Genomic DNA, 18,311 nt, shown 5'->3' on the forward strand with positions numbered 1-18,311 from the left:
GGCGGGCCGTCCTCGTCGGTGCTGGGGTCAGCAGCGGGTGGGGGAGAGGGTGAAGTCCTCTACCGTGGGCGTGCTGCTGTTGATCTTCGTCTGGCGCGTCTGGGGCTTCCAGCCGTCCTTCGCGACGATCAGCGTCAGCGGGTTGTTGCGCCGGTCCATCCAGTAGGCGTACCGGCCCTGGGCGTCGGTGGTGAAGGTGTACGAGTTCGCCCAGGAGTCGACCTGCACGGTCACGCCCGCCAGCGGCGCGGTGGCACCCTGGCAGCTCTTGCCGGAGACCGTGCCGGACAGCTTGCCCCAGGTGGTCGGCGGCTGCGCGATCATCGTCACCGCCACCGGCTCCACCGTGTACGGGGTGTTCTCCTTGATCACCACGGACGCGGAGTACGTGCCGGGCTGGTCGACGTTCGCGGTCATGCCGACCGTGACCGTGACCTTCTCACCCGGCGCCAGCGTGACCTTCGACTTGTCGACGGTCAGCCAGCTCACGTCGGCGGCACCCTCGGCGCACTCGCCGAAGCCGGGCAGGACCTCGCTGTCCTTGGTGGCCGTGAAGCCGCCCGACGAACCACCGATCTTGTAGAACCCGCAGGCCGCGCCACCCCGGTAGCGGGGGGCGTTGGCGTTGGGCAGGTTGGCCCACGAGTTGGTCGCCGGGTCGAACGCGAAGCCGGCGTTGGTGATGGCGCCGCCCTGCGACCCGCCGACGACCAGCAGCTTGCCGTTGGCGACCGCGTACGAGGAGGCCCAGCTGTCGGCCGGCGCGTCCGGGATGGCGGTCCACGCGTTGGCGCCCGGGTCGAAGGCGTAACCGACCTTCTGCGACGTGGTTCCGTCGTTGCCGCCGGTGCAGTAGACGGTGCCGTCGATCCCGCCGCAGGACAGGAACGCCACCGACTTCGGGTACGCCGGCAGCGTCTCCCAGGCGTCGGCGCCCGGGTCGTACCGGACCACCGAGTTGGCCATCGGCGTGCAGCTCGCGGTGGTGCAGCCGCCGATCGCGTACAGCTTGCCGCCCGCTACCGCCTGGCCGGCCGCCGCGCGCGGCGCCGGGTTGTCGGCCTTGCGGGTCCAGGTGTTCGCCGCCGGGTCGTACGAGAAGGTGGCGGCGTCCGGTCCGGCGGCACCCCAGCCACCGGTGGCGATGATCTTGCCGTCGAGCACGCCGACCGTCATGGCGTTACGCGCGCCGGGCAGGTCGGCGATGCCGGTCCACGCCTGGGTGATCGGGTCGTACCGGTAATTCTTGGCGCTCGACGCGGTGCCGTCGCCACCGGCGATGGAGTAGACGGTGCCGTCGACGTTGACGACCCGGTTGTCCATCACGTTCGCCGGGTAGCCCGGGATGGTGGTCCAGGGGTCCGCCTGCGGTGCGGCGGCGGCGATCGCGTTCGACGACTTGCCCGACGAGCGGGCCGCGAACGACGTGGCGGCGGTCAGCCGCTGCGCCGGCGCGCCGGTGGAGCCGAGCAGGGCCTGCTCGGACAGTTGGGAGCCGTCGGCCCGTTGCAGTACGAACCCGCCGTCGCGCTCACTGAACTCGGCGGTGACCGGGGCCCCGCCGGTGTTCGTGACGGTGAACGTCTTGCTGACCTTCCCGCTGGGCATCCGGACCGTGCCGGTGATCGAGGTCGGCTTCACCGACAGCCGGCCGGCGGCGAGCTGGAAGTTGGCCGCGGTGGCCCAGTCCTCCTCGACCGCCACCTGCTTGGTCTGGCTCACGTAGTTGCCGGCGCTGGCGGTGAACGGGTGCGTCCCGGTCAGCGACGAGAACATCCAGTAGAAGCCGTCGGGCAGCTCGGTGTCGTCCGGCGTGGCCACCGTGGTGGCCTTCTCCGCCGGGCGGTCCTTGCTGGTCACCGTGGCACCGTTGACGTAGCTGTTGTCGTTCTTGTCGCGGACGTGGCCGAGCACCAGGCCGCCCGTGACCGGCTTGCAGACGAGCTTGCTGCCGATGAGGACGTTGTCGACCTGCCACCACCATTCCCAGCTCGCCTCGTAGTAGTGGAAGCGCACCCGCACCTGCGACTGGCCGGCCGCCTGCGGGATCGGCACCTCGGTCACCCGCGGGCCGCGCACGTCGGCGGCCTGCCGGAGCACGTTGCTCCACGTGGTGCCGCCGTCCAGGCTCAGGTCGACGTCCGCGCGGTCGCTGTTGAGCCAGTTGTAGTCCTGGTTGAACCGGATCACCGGCGTGGTCACGCCGGTCAGGTCGACCACCGGGCTGACCAGCGACGTGTCCTGCCGTCCGCCGCTGCCGTAGTTGTCGCTGTCGATGATGGCGAAGTTGCCGCTGCCGCCGGTCAGGTTGCCGCGCTCACCGGCGTCGGTGAACTCCCAGACCTGGCCGGTGCCGGCGTTGTCCACGACGCTCCAGCCGTCCGGGACGCCGGTGCCGTCGAACGTCTCGTACTCGCCGTCGGAGCTGACGGTGTAGCCGGGTGCGGTGGTGCACGCCTCCGGGTTCGCCTGCACCGCGATGTTGGCGGTCACGTTGCCCGTGCCGACCGTGACGTCCTTGGTGGTGGTCAGGTAGCCGGCGTACTGCGGCTCGACCTTGAGCCGGTACGTCGCCCCGGACGGCAGCGACAGGCTGTAGCGGCCGGTTGTCGGCGTGGTGTAGTCGGAGATCGGCGTGCCCTCGACGCTCACCTTCGCGTACAGCGGCCAGCTGTGCCCGGACCCGTCGGTGACCTGCCCGCTGACCGTGACGCTGGGTACCGCGGTGAGCGCCACGTCGAGCGTGGTCGTCGTGTTCGCGGTGATCGTCGCCGACAGCGTGCGGGTCGCGTACCCGAACGCCGAGACGACCACCTGGTAGTCGCCGGCCGGCAGGAGCGAGGAGTACGTCCCGTCCGCGCCGGTGGTCAGCGTGCGGTCCGCCGCGCCGGACAGCGTGACGGTCGCGCCGGCGATCCCGGCACCGGTGGCGGCGTCGGTGACCTTGCCGGCCAGCGTGCCGTTGTCGCCGATCGGGGCGGCGGCGAGCAGCGCGAGCGCGTCCAGGCGGCCCTCACCGTAGACGTTGTTGTCGTCGGTGGTGCCGCCGCACTGGGCGTCGCCCTTGTCGATCGCCGTGTCGTTGAGCAGCGCGCGGGTCGCCGTGACGTCGCCGACCAGGGTGGGCGCCGCCGACCAGAGCAGCGCGATCGCGCCGGCCAGGTGCGGCGCCGCCATCGAGGTGCCGCTGATGCTGGCGTACGAGTTGGTCGGCACGCTGGAGCGCACGTTCACACCAGGCGCCGAGATGTTCGGCTTGATCTCGCCGTTCTGCCCGGTGCCCCGGGACGAGAAGCTGGCGATGTTGTTGTTGATGTCGTACGCGCCGGCCGAGTAGTTGCTCGCCAGGCTGCCCGGTGAGCCGCTGGTCTGGCAGGACGGGCCGTTGTTGCCGTTGGACCAGACGCCGAAGATGCCGGAGGCGGTCCACGCGTCGGTGACGTCCTCCATGAACGGCTCGTTCGAGGGCGCCGTGGTGCCCCACGAGTTGTTGATGATGTTCGGCCGTTTGCTGGCGTCCGGGTTCTGCCCGTTGAGGTCGGTGGGCTCCAGCATCCACTGCCCGGAGGAGATCAGCGCGGCGTCGGACGGGCAGCACCCGTTCGCGGCGATCCACTTGACCTCGGGGGCGACACCGATCTGGTTGGCCCCGTCGGCGCCGGCCATGGTGCCCATGGTGTGCGTGCCGTGGCCGTCGGTGTCGCACGGCGCGGTGGCGCACTCGCCCGCGGCGTCGAACCAGTTGTAGTCGTGGTCGAAGGTGCCGTCACCGTTGTTGCCGCGGTAGGCGTTCACCAGCGCCGGGTGGTTGAACTGGACGCCGCTGTCGATGCTCGCCACGGTGATCCCGGCGCCCTTGACGCCGTACTGGGACCAGACGTCGTCGGCGTTGATGTTGGCGATGCCCCACTCCAGAGCGTTCGCCGACTTCTCGTCGGTGCCCTTGGTGGTCTCCGGCAGCTTGTACTCCACCGGTGCGTACAGGCCGTCCACCTCGGAGTGGGCGGCGAAGTTCTGTGCCATGGTCAGCGAGCCGTCGGTGACCTTGATGGCGTTCGTCGCCCAGAAGGTCTGGTACTTCGTACCCGAGCGGTCCAGCTCGGCGCGGATCTTCGACTGGCTGTCGGCAGCGGTCTTCTTCAGCGCCGCCGCGACGGCGGCACCGCGCTCGTTCCAGTCCTTGATCGCGGCGGCCTTGCTCAGGTCCGCCTTGGCGCCGAAGTGGATCCAGAAGTCACCCTCGCTCTTGCCCTGGAGCTGGCGGGTGAGTTCGGGACGGATCTTGTCGCCGGCCGACGCGCCCGCGCCGGTCTCGGCCTGCGCCGCCGTACCGGTCGCGGCCAGCGCGGTGGCGGCGAGCACCAGGGCCGCGCCCGCGCTCACCAGCCGCCGGGCCGGGCCCCATCTGTGTGGACGTCTCAGCATCGGTGCTGCCTCCTGTTCCGATGACCCGCTGATGATCGAGCCATGGCAGAAGGGCCAGGAGACGTGCTCTCCCGACTACGACACCGGTGTGAAAAGAACCCCCCAGGCCCCCTAGGCGCCGTGCGGGTCTGCGCCGGACGCCTGAGTGGACACTATGATCGACAGCAAGGAACGATCAATAACCGTACGTGAGCAACATGTCACCAACAGGCCCCCGGATCGAGCGGCCTGTTGACAGTTTTTGTCACGGTGGGGCGCGGTGACGACTGACGGCACGAACGCGGCGAACTCCGGCACCGACCCGTCGGAGCGCCCCTTCTCGCTCGTCATCGGGGTGACGTCGTCCCCGGCCGAACGGCTGCGGCTGACCGAGTTGCTGGACGGCGTCGCACCCCTTCTGATGGTCGCCGATCTGGACGAGCTGCGCGAGTTGATCACGGATGCGCCGGCCTCGGCACACGCCCCCGCCCCGGCCGTCGCGCCGGCTGCGCCCGTACCCCGGGACAAGCCCGCGCCGGACGGCGCGCTGGTCATCGACGTGGCCCGGTCGACCGCCCGGTGGGGTAACCGAGAGACCGCCCTGACCCGGCTGGAGCGTGACCTGCTGACCTGCCTGACCGTCGAGCCGGTACGGGTGTGGAGCTACGCGGAGCTGCACCACGCGGTCTGGCGCGACGCGCCGACGCACGGCCGGGCCGACGTGCAGTCCCTGGTGAAGCGGCTGCGCCGTAAGCTCGACGAGCTGGGCACCGGCGTCACCATCGCGGCGGTACGCGGCGTCGGCCTGCGGCTGACCGACCACCGCCACCCCCGGGTACGGGGCGACTGACGCACGTCCACGGTGAAGGGATGGCATTGGCACCCTGGCGCTGGCTCCTGGCGGATCTGGTCGGACCGCACTTCCTCGACGACGACACGCAGCGGGTCCTGCTGGTGGAGGCGCGGTCGCTGTTCGCCGCCCGGCCGATGCACAGGCAGAAGGCACACCTGATCCTGTCCGCGCTGCGGCACCGCGCCGCCGGACTCGGCGACCGGGCACGGCTGGTACGGGCCGACACGTTCCGCGAGGCGCTCACCGGGCTGGGCGAGCCGGTCGAACTGGTGCACCCGGCGTCCCGCTCGGCGCTGGCGTTCGCTCGTACCGTGGACGGGCTGACAGTGCTGCCGCCGCGCCCGCCGCAACGGTGACGTCGCGGACCCGACGACCCGCACGGCCGGACGGTGACAGCCGGTGACCCGATCGGTGGAGGCGCCCTGCCGGTGTGGCCGGAATTGATGGCGACCGGTCGATTACCGGTGCGGCACGTATCGCGAGAAGTCTTTGCCTCCTACGGTGGCGTCCGGCACGCGGACGGAGGGGACTCGGGAATCACCCGAGAGGGCCGTCCCGGCGGACAGGGAGAGTTGTCTCGATGCGAGTTTGGCTTCGCGCAGTGGCGGTCGTCGCCGCCGGCGCGGTCGTGGTGGCGGGAGTGCCGGCGCTCGCCGCCACCGTCACCGTGCGGGACGCCGGCGTGGCCGGCCAGACCGGCGCACAGGCGACGGGAAGCAGCGCCGCGCTGGGCGCCGCGCGTACCACCGCGACCCGTGCGCTGGTCACCCCCGGGGACACCCGGCTGATGCCGACCACGCCCCGCACCGACACGCCGCGGATCACCAACGGCGAGATCACCGACATCGAGGTGATCGGCAACCGCGTCTTCATCGCCGGCACGTTCACCTCGATCGCGAACGTCGGCGGGTCCGCGATCGCGCAGAGGTCCCTGGCGTCGTACAACCTGGACACCGGCAAGGTGGACACCGGGTTCAAGCCGGTCATCGACGGCGCGGTCGCCGCGGTGGAGGCGTCGCCGGACGGCTCGTCGCTCTACATCGCCGGCGCGTTCAACACGATCAACGGCGTCACCAAGCGCAAGATCGCCCGGCTGAACCCGACCACCGGCGCGCCGGTCGCCGCGTTCACCGCCACCGCCAACGCGCGGGCCACCGCGCTCGCGGTCAGCGGCAACGCGGTCTACGTCGGCGGCCAGTTCGCCACCGTCAACGGGGTCAGCCGCAGCGGCCTGGCCGCGCTCAACCCCACCACGGGCGCCGTCGACACCGGCTTCAACCTGCCGCTCACCGGCGGCATCGGCGTCGGCGGCATGCTCACCGTGCAGCAGCTCAAGCTCACCCACGACCGCAGCAAGCTGCTGGTCGTGCACACCGGCCGCCAGATCGCCGGCCAGGACCGCTACGGCGTGGCACTCATCGGTACGGCGAGCAAGGCGCTGCTGCCCTGGCGTACCCGGCTGTGGGAGGACAACCTCTCCTTCGTCGGCGGCATCCAGCGCGTCTTCGCCGGTGACATCGCGCCGGACGACTCGTACTTCGTGGTCACCAGCGGCTCCGGCGGCGACCGTCCGCCGATCAACGACACCGCCATCGCGTACTCGCTGACCGGAAACGACAACGTCGAGCCGCTCTGGATCTCCCGGCACTTCGACAGCATCTACTCGGTCGCGATCACCGACACCGCCGTCTACGTCGGCGGCCACTTCAGCTGGCAGGAGTCGCCCACCTCGAACGTGCCGTGGCCCGGCCTGGACAACGTCGGCTACGGCACCGGACAGGGGCTCAGCGGCTACGGCCTGGGCGACCAGGTGGTCCGTCGCGACCACCTCGGCGCGCTCGACCCGCTCACCGGCACCGCGCTGGAGTGGAACCCCGGCTCCAACTCGTACGAGGGCGAGAAGGCGATGCTCGCCACCTCGCGCGGCCTGCTCGTCGGCGGTGACGGCAACGTCAAGGGCGGCAAGACCACCGGCCGGGTGGCCTTCTTCGACCTCTCCAAGGAGCCCAAGCCGGCGGCGCTGGACACCACCGTCACCACGCCGATCGAGGGCGCGGTGAAGCCGGCGGGTGAGTCGTTCACGATCAGCGGCCAGGCGCTCGCCCCGGCCGGCGTGGCCCGGGTCCAGCTGGAGATCCAGGACCGCAACAGCGGCAAGTACCTCCAGGCCGACCTGACCACCTGGGGCGCGTTCAAGGCGATCAACACGACCGTCGCCGCGCCGAACGCCACCTCCACCACGTGGAGCCTGCCGGTGACGCTGCCCGCCGGGGTCTACCAGTTGCAGGCCAAGACGTTCGACCGCAACGGGGCCGGCGACACCACCAAGGCGGTCAAGAAGATCGAGGCGTTCCGCTTCGACGACCTGCCGCCGACGACCCGGATCAGCTCGCCGTCGGCCGGCCTGGTCGCCACGCAGACGTTCGTGGCCTCCGGCACCGCCACCGACGACAAGGGCGTCAACTCGCTGATCTACTCGTTCCGCACCCCCGACAACCGGTACCTGCAGGACGACGGGACCGTCGCCGCCGTCTACAACACCTTCCGCGGCGAGCCGGACGTGATCGGCGCGACGTCCACCACCTGGCAGTACGAGGTCACGCTGCCCACCGAGGGACAGTGGAAGATGACCGCCACCGCCGTCGACACGACCGGGCAGAGCGACCTGCGCGGCGACACCCGCGACTGGACCGTCTCGGCCAACGGCGTACCGCCGACGGTGGCGATCACCTCGCCGGTGGCGATGACCCCGCCGGGCAACGCCGTGCCGTTCACCGTCGCGCCCGGCGGCACCGTCACCTTCGCCGGTACGGCGCGCGACGACGATTCCCTGAAGTCGGTCGAGATCTACCTGCGCAACAACACCACCCGCGAGGCGCTCGCCAGCGACGGCACGTGGGGCGCCGACTCGGTCGCCGGCTACCACCGGATCTCCCCGACCAACCTCGACGCCGCGACGTTCGACTGGTCGTTCACCACGGTGCCGCTCACCCCGGGCGTCTACGACTTCCGGGTACGGGCGACCGACAAGCTCGGCCTGACCACGTCCAGCACCAACATGGGCCGGCTCACCGTCACCGCCCAGGTACCAGGCGACGCCTTCCCGAACGGGCTGCTCGGCTTCACCGGCACCAACCAGGACATCGACCAGCTGCACCTGGACCTGACCGGCACCGCCACCGACGACAAGGGCGTGCGGGCGGTCCGGATCGCGCTGCGCGACCTGGACACCGGCCGGTACGTGCAGCCCAACGGCACGATGGCCGCCGCGTTCGCCACAGTCGACGCGACGCTCGCCGCGCCCGGCGCGACCAGCACCGCGTTCACGCTCTCGATCGACCTGCCCACGCGCGGCACGTACAGCGTCGAGGCGTGGGCCGTGGACACCGCCGGTCAGCAGGACAACTCGACCAGCGGCGCGACCGCCCGTTACCTGGTCTACCCGGGTGACACCGACCCGACGCTGGAGCCGAGCATCACGCCGGTCGAGGGTCAGGCGTACACCGGTGGCCGGATTGTGATCACCGGCCGGGCCGTGGACGACGGCGGGATGCAGAAGGTCGAGGTGCAGATCGGCAACAGCGCCGGGCAGGGCATGAACTCGGCCGGCACGTTCGGCCGGGCGGGCGCGCCGACCAGCTGGCCGTGGATCGCCACGTTCCTCACCAGCCCGGGCTCGCCGGGGTCGAACTTCGCGTACACGTCGCCGGTGATCCCGGCCGGCACGTACACGGTGACGATTCGCGGCATGGACAACAGGGGGCAGTACCAGCAGCCGCCCCGTACCGTCACGGTGACCGTCACCGACTGACCGGACGGCCTCGCGGGCCGGTCCGCGCCGGGTCTCCCGGCGCCGGGCCGGCCCGTGCCCGTCTCAGGGCCGGATCAGGCACATCCCGGCGGTGGCCGGCCGGTCCATCGTGGCCAGCGCGTCAGGGGCGGCGTCCAGGTCGATGGTGCGGGTGACCAGCTCGGCCGGCCGCAGCACCCCGGCGGTGACCAGCCGCAGCATCTCCGGGTACGCGTGCGCCGGCATGCCGTGGCTGCCCCGCAGCTCCAGCTCGTACGCGATCACCAGGTCCATCGGCAGCGCCGGGCGGCCCTGCGCGGCGGGCAGCAGCCCGACCTGCACGTGCCGGCCGCGCCGGCGCAGGCCCTCGATCGACGCCACGCAGGTGGCGGGACTGCCGAGCGCGTCCAGCGACAGGTGGGCGCCCCCGCCGGTGGCCTCCCGGATCGCGGCGGCCACCTCGCCGGGACCGCCGAGCGCGCTCGCGTCCACGCAGACCGCGGCGCCGCTGCGGCGGGCCAGCTCCAGCGCGCCGGACGACACGTCCACCGCCACCACCCGCGCCCCGCTCGCCGCCGCGACCATGACGGCGGACAGGCCGACACCGCCGCAGCCGTGCACGGCCACCCACTCGCCCGCCGCGACCCGGCCCTGCGCGACGACGGCCCGGAACGCGGTGGCGAACCGGCAGCCGAGCGCGGCGGCGGCCGCCTCGTCCAGCTCGTCCGGCAGCCGGACCAGGTTGACGTCGGCGTGCCGTACCGCGACCAGGTCGGCGAACGAGCCCCACCCGGTGAAGCCCGGCTGGGTCTGCCGCTCGCACACCTGCTGGTCGCCGGCCAGGCAGGACGGGCACCGGCCGCACGCGCAGACGAACGGCGCGGTCACCCGGTCGCCGGGCCGCCAGCCACGGACGTCCGCGCCGGCGGCCACGACGACACCGGCGAACTCGTGCCCCGGTACGTGCGGCAGGCGGATGTCCGGGTCGTGGCCCTGCCAGCCGTGCCAGTCGCTGCGGCACAGGCCGGTCGCGCCGACCCGGACGACCACGCCGTCCGGCGCCGGCGCCGGGTCGTCCACCTCCCGGACCCCCGGCCGTACCCCGAACTGCTCGAACACCACCGCACGCATACCCCGATCCTCACACCCACCCATCCCACCTCCCGCCCCGCCCCGCCCGCTCCCCGCGATCTTGCACTTGCGGCCCTGTCGATGTCGGAAATGCCCCGTGTGACCGGGCAGAAAGCGCATGATCACCGGCGACGAACGGTCCCCGCCCCACCCGCTCCTCTCCGACGCGTCAGGCCTCCCCACACCTGAGCGGCCGTAGATCTTGGTACGAGCGCGCCCTCATGGGAGCCGCTTCGTACCAAGATCCACCTGGTTCGGCCTCCTGACGTCGGTGATCAAGGAGTTTGTGTCCTCGCCGGGGCGGTTTCGGGCCGCAAACTCCTTGATCATCCGGGGGAGAGACGGGAGAGGGGGAGAGGGGCCGGGCTACAGGCGGCGGCCCTGTGCGGTGCGCGCGGTGATGCCGTCCAGGGGGGTTCCCGGGGTGAGGGTCTTCGGGTCGAACCAGAAGATCACCACCTCGGGGTCCTCGCTCCAGCGGACCAGCCTCGCCTCGACCTGCCGGCCGTCGACAGTCCCGACGATCCGGGCCGCCGGGCCGACGAAGTAGCCGAACGTGGGGATCGACGCGTCGGCGGGCACCCGCTGCTGGTCGTACCCGATCTCGTGGAAGCCCGGCCGGCGGTCGCTGCCGGACACGTCGTTGACCAGGAAGTCGGAGGTCAGGCGGCCGCCCGGCGCGCGCCGCCCGGCGACCAGGCCGATCGTCACACGTGGCAGTTCCGGCACGTCGACCGGGACCATGAAGAACACGCGCGCGTCGGCGCCGTACCGGATGCCGCTGTCCACGACGGTCCCGAGCGGCCGCAGCGGCGACTCGGTTGGGGCCGGCGCGGCGGTCGGCGCGGGTGGGGGAGTGCCGGTGGACGCGGTGGCGACCGGCTCCCCGGCGGGGAGGTCCGGCGGGCCGGGCCGCGTCGCCACGGCGCCGACCCCGACGGCCAGCGCGACCGTCGCCACCGCCGCCGCGACCCCGGCGCCGATCCGCCGGCGGCGGCGCAGCCGGCGTCCCCGGCGCATGATGTCCGCGATGTCCAGGCCGTCGGCCCGCTCGGTCGCCCGCATCACCCGGCGCAGCTCGTCCATCTCGGTCACCGGCACGTCTCCTGCGGTCGCGGCGCGGACAGACCGGCGGTACGCAGCTTCTCCAGCGCCCGCGACGAGGTGCTCTTGACGGTGCCGACAGACACGTCGAGTTCGCGGGCCACCTGGGCCTCCGGCAGGTCGAAGTAGTGGCGCAGGACGACGACCGCGCGTTCACGGGCGGTGAGCGTGCCGAGCGCGGTGACCAGCCACCGCCGGGTCGCCACCTCCTCGGCCATGTCGCCGCCGCGCAGCTCCGGCAGGTCGTCGCTCGGGTACTCGCGGATCGGCCGCCGCCAGGTGTCGACGAGGTGGTTCACCAGCACCGACCGGGCGTAGCCGTACGGGTCGCCGTTGCGGATCCGGGACCAGGACGCGTACGTGCGCACCAGCGCGGTCTGGGCGGCGTCCTCGGCGTGGTGGTGGTTGCCGGTCATGAGGTACGCGGCGTGCGTCAGCCGTGCGGAGGACGCCCGCGCGAACTCGACGAACTCCGCGTCACCCCGGGCCATGGCCGCCCTCTGCACCTCTCACCCCGGTAGGGACGTGCGGGACGCGGAAAAGGTTGAGTCCTCGCCGGACCAACTTTCGCGACGGGTCACCCGTCCTCATCCCCGTGCCCCCGACCGGGCGCCGAGGGGAGACGAGATGACCAGGACCGTGGACCGAGCGCGCGGCGGCGCGGCGGTGATCGCGCTGGCGGTGGCGCTGGCCGGCTGCACACCGGCCGTGGCCGACCGGCCCACAGCCACGCCGTCCGGGCCGCCCGGCCCGTCCGCCGCCGGGCCGGCCGCGTCGGCGGCGGCGCCCGTCCGGTCCCGGCCGGCGCGGATCGGCTACCCCGCCGAGGGCGGCAACCGGTGGCGGTTCGCCGCCGCCGAGCCGGCCACCACAAGGGGTACGGGCCGGCTGCTGCGCTACCGGGTGGCGGTGGAGCGCGACATCACCGGTCTGGCACCGGCCGATTTCGGGGCGCAGGTCACCGGCATCCTCACCGGCCCGGGTGGCTGGACGACCGACGGACGGATCGCCCTGCGCCGCGTCGGCGCCGGCGGGCCCGCCGACTTCACCGTCTACCTCGCGACCCCTGGTACGCGCGACGACCTGTGCGGGGACGGGCCGGACCGGTACACGTCCTGCCGTAGCGGGGACCGGGTGGTGGTGAACGTGGCCCGCTGGGTGCTCGGCGCGCCCGCCTACGGAAGCGACCTCGCCGGGTACCGCCGGTACGTGGTCAACCACGAGGTCGGCCACCGTCTCGGTCACGGGCACGAACGCTGCCCGGGGCGGGGCCGCCCGGCGCCGGTGATGCAGCAGCAGACGCTCGGCCTGCACGGCTGCACCCCGAACCCGCTGCCGTTCCTGCGCGGCGAGCGGTACGCGGGACGGTCCGGCGCGTACGACGACCGCCTGCCCCCGCCGGAGGGCGGCCGGCCGGGCTGAGCGGGTCCTCCGGCGGGCCATGCGCCTCGCGCGGCGGCCGGGCCGGCGCCGGCGATCCCATCCGGCGCTCAGAACAGCGTGGCCGGGCCGACCGGCTCCGGCTCGGGCAGCGGCGCGAGCCCGGGCACCCGCTCGCGGACCTGGTCGTGGAAGCGGCGGGCCAGCTCGGGCGCGTCGGCGTTGTCCGGCGTGTGCACGAACACGGTCGGCGAGCGGCCCTCGCGCAGCCAGCCGGTGACCACGTCCAGCCACGGCTGCCAGCCCTCGACCGTGCGGGCCGGGTCGTCGCGGCCCAGGTAGCGCACGATCGGCCGGTCGGTCAGCGCCCGGGTACGCAGCGGCAGGCGCGGCTTGCGCGTCCACGCCTCCCGCTCGGCGTCGCTGGTCGGCGGCGTGCGGAAGAACGCCGTGGTGTCGAACGGGATCCACTCGGCGCCGGCCCGGTGCAGCGTGGCCTCCAGCGCGCGTACCGCACCGGGCTCGGTGAAGAAGGCGGGGTGGCGGACCTCGACGGCGTACCTGTGGGTGGTGGGCAGCGTGCGCAGGAACCGGTCGAGGTCGGGCACGTCACCGGGACCGAACGAGCCGGGTAACTGGATCCAGAGCGCGTCCACCCGGGGGCCGAGCGGCTCCATCGCGTGCAGGAACGCCCGCAGGTCGGCCTCGCCGCCGGTGAGCCGGCGCTCGTGGGTGACCACCTTCGGCAGCTTCGGCAGGAAGCGGAAGCCCGGATCGGTCTGCTCGGCCCAGGACGCCACCGTCTCCCGGGCCGGGGTCGCGTAGAACGTGGTGTTGCCCTCCACGGCGTCGCACCACCCGGCGTACGCGCGCAGCCGCTCGTGCGCGGGCAGCGGGTGCGGCAGGAAGCGGCCGGACCAGGACCTGTGCGTCCACATGGCACAGCCCACGTGCAGGCGCAGCCCGGTCACCGGTAGGGCCAACTCGTCGAGCCGCCGCGCAGAGCCGCCTCCCGGTTCCATTTCCGGGTGAGGTACAGCGCGAGGCAGCCGAGGCCGGCGAGCACCGGGGCGAGCAGCATGAGCAGCAGTCCGGCGCCGAGCCGGAACCGGTCACTCTGGAGGCCCTTCGCCGACGCCAGCGCGAACGCCTCCACGCCGTCACCGGTGCAGCTCACGAAGTCGGTGTCCATCCAGGTGATGCCCTCGGTGGCCAGCACCGGAGTGAACAGCCGCGGGTCACCGCGGTCGGTCATCACCGCCGCCGTCCCCTCGGGCCGGGCCCCGGCCAGCTCCCTGCTCCGCTGCTCGCCGCTGGTGTAGACCCGGCTCTTCGCGGTGCACCGGACGGTGTCGGGGTCCACGCCGGCCGGCGTCGCGAGGATGAGGATGTTGCCGGGGCGTACGCCGGTGTCCCGCACCTTGATCTCCGCGCCGGGGGCGAACTCGGCGGCGGCGGAGAAGGTCGACGCGGCCGCGAACGGACCCGTCTGGGTCAGCAGGGCCAGGCCGAGGAACCCGGCCAGCAGGAATCCGCCGGAGCCGACGAGGATCCACATCGCGACCACGGCGCGGAAGCGTTGCACGAGCGGGTTCACCGGACGCGGTCCATGTCGCAGGCGCCGTCGTAGCCCTCGACCGACAGGTCGCCCACGAGGTAGGTCTCGGGATCCGTCCCGGCGTCCCCGCGGCCCCAGGAGGCGAGCGAGAGGACCCCTGTCGCCGGCGCCGCCACCGGACCGGTCCTTCTCCGTCGCATCCGTCCTCCTCGCGCTCGCGTCGCGGCGGGCCGGGGCCGCCCGGTCGCCGCGACCACGGTAGCCGGGGGCGGCACGCGCGGCGGACCAGGCCGCGTCAGGGCCGTTCCACCCGTACCGGGTCGCCGCGCACGAGCTCGTCGTGGACCCGCCAGCGGGCGTCGACGCCCGCGCGCCGAGCCGCCTCGTCGTCGGCGGCGATCCGCTGCCGCAGCAGCTCGACCGCGATCCGGCGGTTGAGGTGCAGGTGCCGTTCGGTGTCCACCACCACGGTCCGGCCGGACGGGCGGTGCGTGGCCCGGACGGCGGTGCTCGCCTTGTTGCGGTGCTGGCCGCCCGGCCCGCCGGTGCGGCACGGCACGAACTCGACGTCCGCCTCGTGGAACGGCGTGACCACCACGTCGGTCCGGCACGTCCGCGCGGTGACGTACCAGTTCTTCCGGCCGTGGCCCGTCCGGTACGGGCTGGGCGCCTGCCAGCAGAGCGTGCCGGTCCACCCGGCCGCGAACGCCTCCGCCCCGGCGCCGCTGATCCGGACCAGCACCGACCGGTAGGTGCCGGCCCGGTCGCCGGGCACCGTCTCGACCCGTTCGGTACGCAGGCCCCGCCGGGCCGCCTCGCCCTCCAGGCGGGACAGCAGCCGGGCCAGCGCCCACGCGCACTCGGCGGGTCCGCGTCCGGCGGACAGCAGCAGCTCGGTCACCGGCGGCCCTTGCGGCGCTCGTCGCGGCGGCCCACGTCCGGCGTCTTGTAGGTGACGAGCGGAACCGTGGTGGTGACCGGCGTGGCGAGGTCGTGCGCCACCAGGTCGCCGATGACCTGCTCGATGCGCTTGTACGCGGTGGGCGCCTCCTCGAACAGCAGCTGCCGGTCGCCGCACACCACGATCGAGCCGACCGGCGTACGGCGCAGTTCCTCGACGGTGTGCTTGGCCCGGCCCCGGCGCAGCGCGTCGGCGCGGGACATCTTGCGCCCGGCGCCGTGCGCCACCGAGTAGCCTGCGTCCGGCCCGGCGTGCGCGGCCACCAGGTAGGAGGGCGTGCCGCGGGTGCCGGCGATCAGCACGTCCCGGCCGTCGCCCGGCGCCGCGCCCTTGCGGTGCAGGTAACGCCCGTCGCGGATCTCGACCAGGTTGTGGCACTGGTCGACGACCGGTTCGGTGGGTTCGGCGCCGAGCGCGTACGCGACCCGTGCGGCCAGCAGCCGCCGGTTGAGCGAGCCCCACCGCACGGCCGCGTCGTGCCGGGCCAGGTAGGCGTCCGGGTCGGGCGCGGGACCGGCGCCGTGCGTCTCGGTGTGCTCGCGCAGGATCCGTTCGCCCAGCCCGCGCGACCCGGAGTGCACCACGAGCACCAGGTCACCGGCGGCCAGTCCGAGCCGCGCGGCGTGCTCCGCCGCGAGGATCGGCCCGACGCGGGCCAGTTCGACGAAGTGGTTGCCGCGTCCGACGGTGCCGAGGCCGTCGAGGTGACCGGCCGGCACGTCGCCGTCCTGCACCGACCAGGCCGGGTCGTCGGCGTCCCGGTCCGGGTCGAGCGCCCGGTCCAGGTCGGGGAACCGGGCCGCGAGCCGCTCCGGTACGACCCGGCGCAGCGCGATCGGGAAGACCGCGATGCCGCACCCGATGTCGGAGCCGACGAGGAACGGGTAGAGCACGGTCGAGGACATCGCGGCGCCGATCGGCGCGCCCTTGCCGGGGTGCAGGTCCGGCATGGCGGCGACGTGCGTCATGCCGTCCAGGGCGGCGACCTGACGGCACTGGTCGAGCGCGGCGGACTCGATCCAGCTGCCGGGGGAGGAGAAGACGGAGACGGTGGCGGGCACGACGGCCCGCCCGGAGGGGTACGCGGACACAGACGCTCGTTTCTGCGGAAAGGGAGAGGCGGGGAACGGCAGGCGGCGCGGAGGGCCTGCGGGCGGGGTGCGATCCGTCAGAACGTCATGCCGCTCAGCCTCGCGGAGGCGGCCCGGGGCGGCAACCGACTTTCGACCCGCCGGAGCGCCCGCGTCGACATCGGGTGGACCGATCCATAGACTCCGGTCGTTCTGGTACCACGAGTCCAGGGAGGACCACCGTGTCGAGCGAAACCCGAACGCACGCCGCATTACCCCTGCTGACCCGCCTCGCCGGGGTGAGCCTGGCCGCCGCGACGATCGTCGCCGCCGCAGGTGTCGCCGCGACCGCGGCACCCGCCGCCGACCCGGCGCCCACGAAGGGGCCGTGCGCGTACACGCCCACGCCGGACGAGCCGGCCGCCCGTCCGGTGCCGCTCCCGCCGGACCCGCGCCGCACGCCGGACCGGGGCACCGTGCGGGTCACGCTGCGCACCAACCAGGGGCCGATCGGGCTGACGCTGGACCGCGAACAGGCGCCGTGCACCGTGCAGAGCTTCCTGCACCTGGTCCGGAAGCGCTTCTACGACCGGACGCCCTGCCACCGGCTCACCGCGTACCCGACGCTCACGGTCCTTCAGTGCGGCGACCCGTCCGGGACGGGCGAGGGCGGCCCGGGCTACCGCTACCGCGACGAGCTGCCCACCGACCTGCCGCCCGCGCCGACCGACCCGACCGGCGTACGCCGCCTGTACGCGCGCGGCACGCTCGCCATGGCCAACGCCGGCCCGGACACCAACGGCAGCCAGTTCTTCCTGGTGCAGGCCGACTCGGCGCTGCGCCCGAACTACACCGTGTTCGGTCAGGTCGACGCGGCCGGGCTGGCCACGCTGGACCGGATCTCGGCCGGCGGCATCGCGCCCACGCCCGAGGACCCGGCGCCGGTCGACGGCGCCCCGGCGGTGCCGGTGGAGCTCTGCCGCGCCAAGCAGGGCCGCTGACGTGACGGCCCGGCGGGACGGCCGTCCAGGCCACCCGCCGGGCCCGCGCCGCCGTCGGTAGCCTGCGGCGATGACGCATGAGCGGGAGATCATCGAGCCGGTCGACCTGTGCCGGCCGGACGGGCGGCTGAACCCGGACGCGGTCGGCTGGAGCCGCCGGCCGTTGCACCGGGCGAACCTGCGCGGCTGGGGCCGGGCCAAGCGGTGGGAGCACTGGGGCGTGGTCACGCCGACGCACATCCTCGGCCTTGTCGCGTCGTCGCTCGACTACGCCGGGGTGCAGAGCCTCTACCTGCTCGACCGGCGCACCGGCCGGGAGACGACGGCGGAGGCGGTGGTGCCGTTCGCCCGGGGCACGGTGCTGCCGCCGGTCAGCGGCACCGGTGCGGTCCGCGCCCGGGGCGGGAACCTGGCCATCGCGGTGGAGCAGGGCCCGGGCGGCAGTACGGTGCGGGCCAGCGCGCCAGGCGTCGAGGTGGACCTGACCGTGCCGCTGCCGCCGGGGCACGAGTCGCTGGGCGTGGTGGTGCCGTGGAGCACCCGCCGGTTCCAGTACACGGTCAAGGACATCGGCCGGCCGGCGCACGGCACGCTCACCGTGGACGGCACGGCGTACCCGGTGGGGGAGGGGTCGTTCGCGGCGCTCGACCACGGCCGGGGTAAGTGGCGGTACGCGGTGCGGTGGAACTGGGCGGCCGGCAGCGGACCGGGCCGGGCGATCCAGCTCGGCGGCAAGTGGACCGACGGCACCGGCTCGACCGAGAACGCGGTGTTCGTCGACGGGCGGCTGCACAAGATCGGCGCGGACCTGACCTGGGAGTACGACCGCACCGACTGGCTGCGGCCGTGGCGGATCACCGGTGACCGGGTGGACGTCACGTTCCACCCGTTCCACGAGCGGGTGGCGCGGACCAACCTGCTCGTGCTGGCCGGGGAGACGCACCAGTGCTTCGGGAACTTCACCGGCTGGGCGGCGACAGACGACGGCGGGCGCGTGGATCTGGACGGCCTTGTCGGCTGGGCCGAGGAGGCCCGTAACCGCTGGTGAGGCCGTTCCCC

Annotated in this window: 15 protein-coding genes; 6 read left to right on the plus strand and 9 right to left on the minus strand. The window is 73.4% G+C overall.

Annotated elements, in window-relative coordinates:
- Nucleotides 1–27 precede the first annotated feature (27 nt).
- On the minus strand, nt 28–4,425 hold the full coding sequence (locus tag CLT75_RS01755) for a S8 family serine peptidase (RefSeq protein WP_135239165.1): 4,398 nt from the start codon (nt 4,423–4,425) through the stop codon (nt 28–30).
- A 259-nt stretch (nt 4,426–4,684) separates the two neighbouring features.
- Between CLT75_RS01755 and CLT75_RS01760 the strand changes: the two genes are divergently transcribed.
- The 3 genes from CLT75_RS01760 to CLT75_RS01770 all read left to right on the plus strand — a co-directional run bounded on the left by CLT75_RS01760 (nt 4,685) and on the right by CLT75_RS01770 (nt 9,068).
- Nucleotides 4,685–5,254, plus strand: a complete 570-nt coding sequence (locus CLT75_RS01760) for a winged helix-turn-helix domain-containing protein (RefSeq protein ID WP_135239166.1) — start codon at nt 4,685–4,687, stop codon at nt 5,252–5,254.
- Between the two features lie 20 nt (nt 5,255–5,274).
- Nucleotides 5,275–5,613 (plus strand): cryptochrome/photolyase family protein, encoded by a 339-nt coding sequence (locus CLT75_RS01765; RefSeq protein ID WP_486485030.1) that lies wholly within the window; start codon nt 5,275–5,277, stop codon nt 5,611–5,613.
- A 224-nt stretch (nt 5,614–5,837) separates the two neighbouring features.
- Nucleotides 5,838–9,068 (plus strand): Ig-like domain-containing protein, encoded by a 3,231-nt coding sequence (locus CLT75_RS01770; protein WP_135239167.1) that lies wholly within the window; start codon nt 5,838–5,840, stop codon nt 9,066–9,068.
- 63 nt (nt 9,069–9,131) lie between these two features.
- Here the strand turns inward: CLT75_RS01770 and CLT75_RS01775 are convergent, their stop codons facing one another.
- The 3 genes from CLT75_RS01775 to CLT75_RS01785 all read right to left on the minus strand — a co-directional run bounded on the left by CLT75_RS01775 (nt 9,132) and on the right by CLT75_RS01785 (nt 11,788).
- Nucleotides 9,132–10,178, minus strand: coding sequence for a zinc-dependent alcohol dehydrogenase family protein (locus tag CLT75_RS01775; RefSeq protein ID WP_135239168.1), 1,047 nt, complete (start codon nt 10,176–10,178; stop codon nt 9,132–9,134).
- Nucleotides 10,179–10,544: 366 nt separating this feature from the next.
- A complete protein-coding gene (locus CLT75_RS01780; RefSeq protein ID WP_486485323.1) occupies nt 10,545–11,264 on the minus strand; it encodes a hypothetical protein in 720 nt (239 codons plus the stop codon).
- 5 nt (nt 11,265–11,269) lie between these two features.
- On the minus strand, nt 11,270–11,788 hold the full coding sequence (locus tag CLT75_RS01785; RefSeq protein WP_486485031.1) for a SigE family RNA polymerase sigma factor: 519 nt from the start codon (nt 11,786–11,788) through the stop codon (nt 11,270–11,272).
- Nucleotides 11,789–11,909: 121 nt separating this feature from the next.
- Between CLT75_RS01785 and CLT75_RS01790 the strand changes: the two genes are divergently transcribed.
- Nucleotides 11,910–12,704 carry a DUF3152 domain-containing protein gene (locus tag CLT75_RS01790; protein WP_135239170.1) on the plus strand — a complete coding sequence of 265 codons (795 nt, stop codon included), beginning with the start codon at nt 11,910–11,912 and terminating at the stop codon, nt 12,702–12,704.
- A gap of 68 nt (nt 12,705–12,772) precedes the next feature.
- On the opposite strand, the gene CLT75_RS01795 is transcribed toward CLT75_RS01790, so the two are convergent.
- The 5 genes from CLT75_RS01795 to CLT75_RS01810 all read right to left on the minus strand — a co-directional run bounded on the left by CLT75_RS01795 (nt 12,773) and on the right by CLT75_RS01810 (nt 16,272).
- Nucleotides 12,773–13,600 carry a DUF72 domain-containing protein gene (locus tag CLT75_RS01795; protein ID WP_209310420.1) on the minus strand — a complete coding sequence of 276 codons (828 nt, stop codon included), beginning with the start codon at nt 13,598–13,600 and terminating at the stop codon, nt 12,773–12,775.
- Nucleotides 13,601–13,629: 29 nt separating this feature from the next.
- Nucleotides 13,630–14,259, minus strand: a complete 630-nt coding sequence (locus CLT75_RS01800) for a hypothetical protein (protein ID WP_135239171.1) — start codon at nt 14,257–14,259, stop codon at nt 13,630–13,632.
- The gene (locus CLT75_RS32510; protein ID WP_167796862.1) at nt 14,256–14,420 is read right to left on the minus strand and encodes a hypothetical protein; all 165 of its coding nucleotides are present in this window, start codon (nt 14,418–14,420) and stop codon (nt 14,256–14,258) included. The genes CLT75_RS01800 and CLT75_RS32510 overlap by 4 nt, the downstream gene beginning before the upstream one ends.
- 95 nt (nt 14,421–14,515) lie before the next feature.
- The gene (gene prfH, locus CLT75_RS01805; RefSeq protein ID WP_135239172.1) at nt 14,516–15,121 is read right to left on the minus strand and encodes a peptide chain release factor H; all 606 of its coding nucleotides are present in this window, start codon (nt 15,119–15,121) and stop codon (nt 14,516–14,518) included.
- Nucleotides 15,118–16,272, minus strand: coding sequence for an RNA ligase RtcB family protein (locus tag CLT75_RS01810; protein ID WP_135239173.1), 1,155 nt, complete (start codon nt 16,270–16,272; stop codon nt 15,118–15,120). Before CLT75_RS01810 ends, prfH begins: the two co-directional genes overlap by 4 nt.
- Before the next feature lie 221 nt (nt 16,273–16,493).
- Between CLT75_RS01810 and CLT75_RS01815 the strand changes: the two genes are divergently transcribed.
- Both CLT75_RS01815 and CLT75_RS01820 read left to right on the plus strand, forming a co-directional pair.
- Nucleotides 16,494–17,252, plus strand: a complete 759-nt coding sequence (locus tag CLT75_RS01815) for a peptidylprolyl isomerase (RefSeq protein ID WP_135239174.1) — start codon at nt 16,494–16,496, stop codon at nt 17,250–17,252.
- Nucleotides 17,253–17,322: 70 nt separating this feature from the next.
- Nucleotides 17,323–18,300, plus strand: coding sequence for a DUF2804 domain-containing protein (locus tag CLT75_RS01820; protein ID WP_135239175.1), 978 nt, complete (start codon nt 17,323–17,325; stop codon nt 18,298–18,300).
- Nucleotides 18,301–18,311 lie beyond the last annotated feature (11 nt).

Source organism: Micromonospora sp. CNZ285, assembly GCF_004637285.1.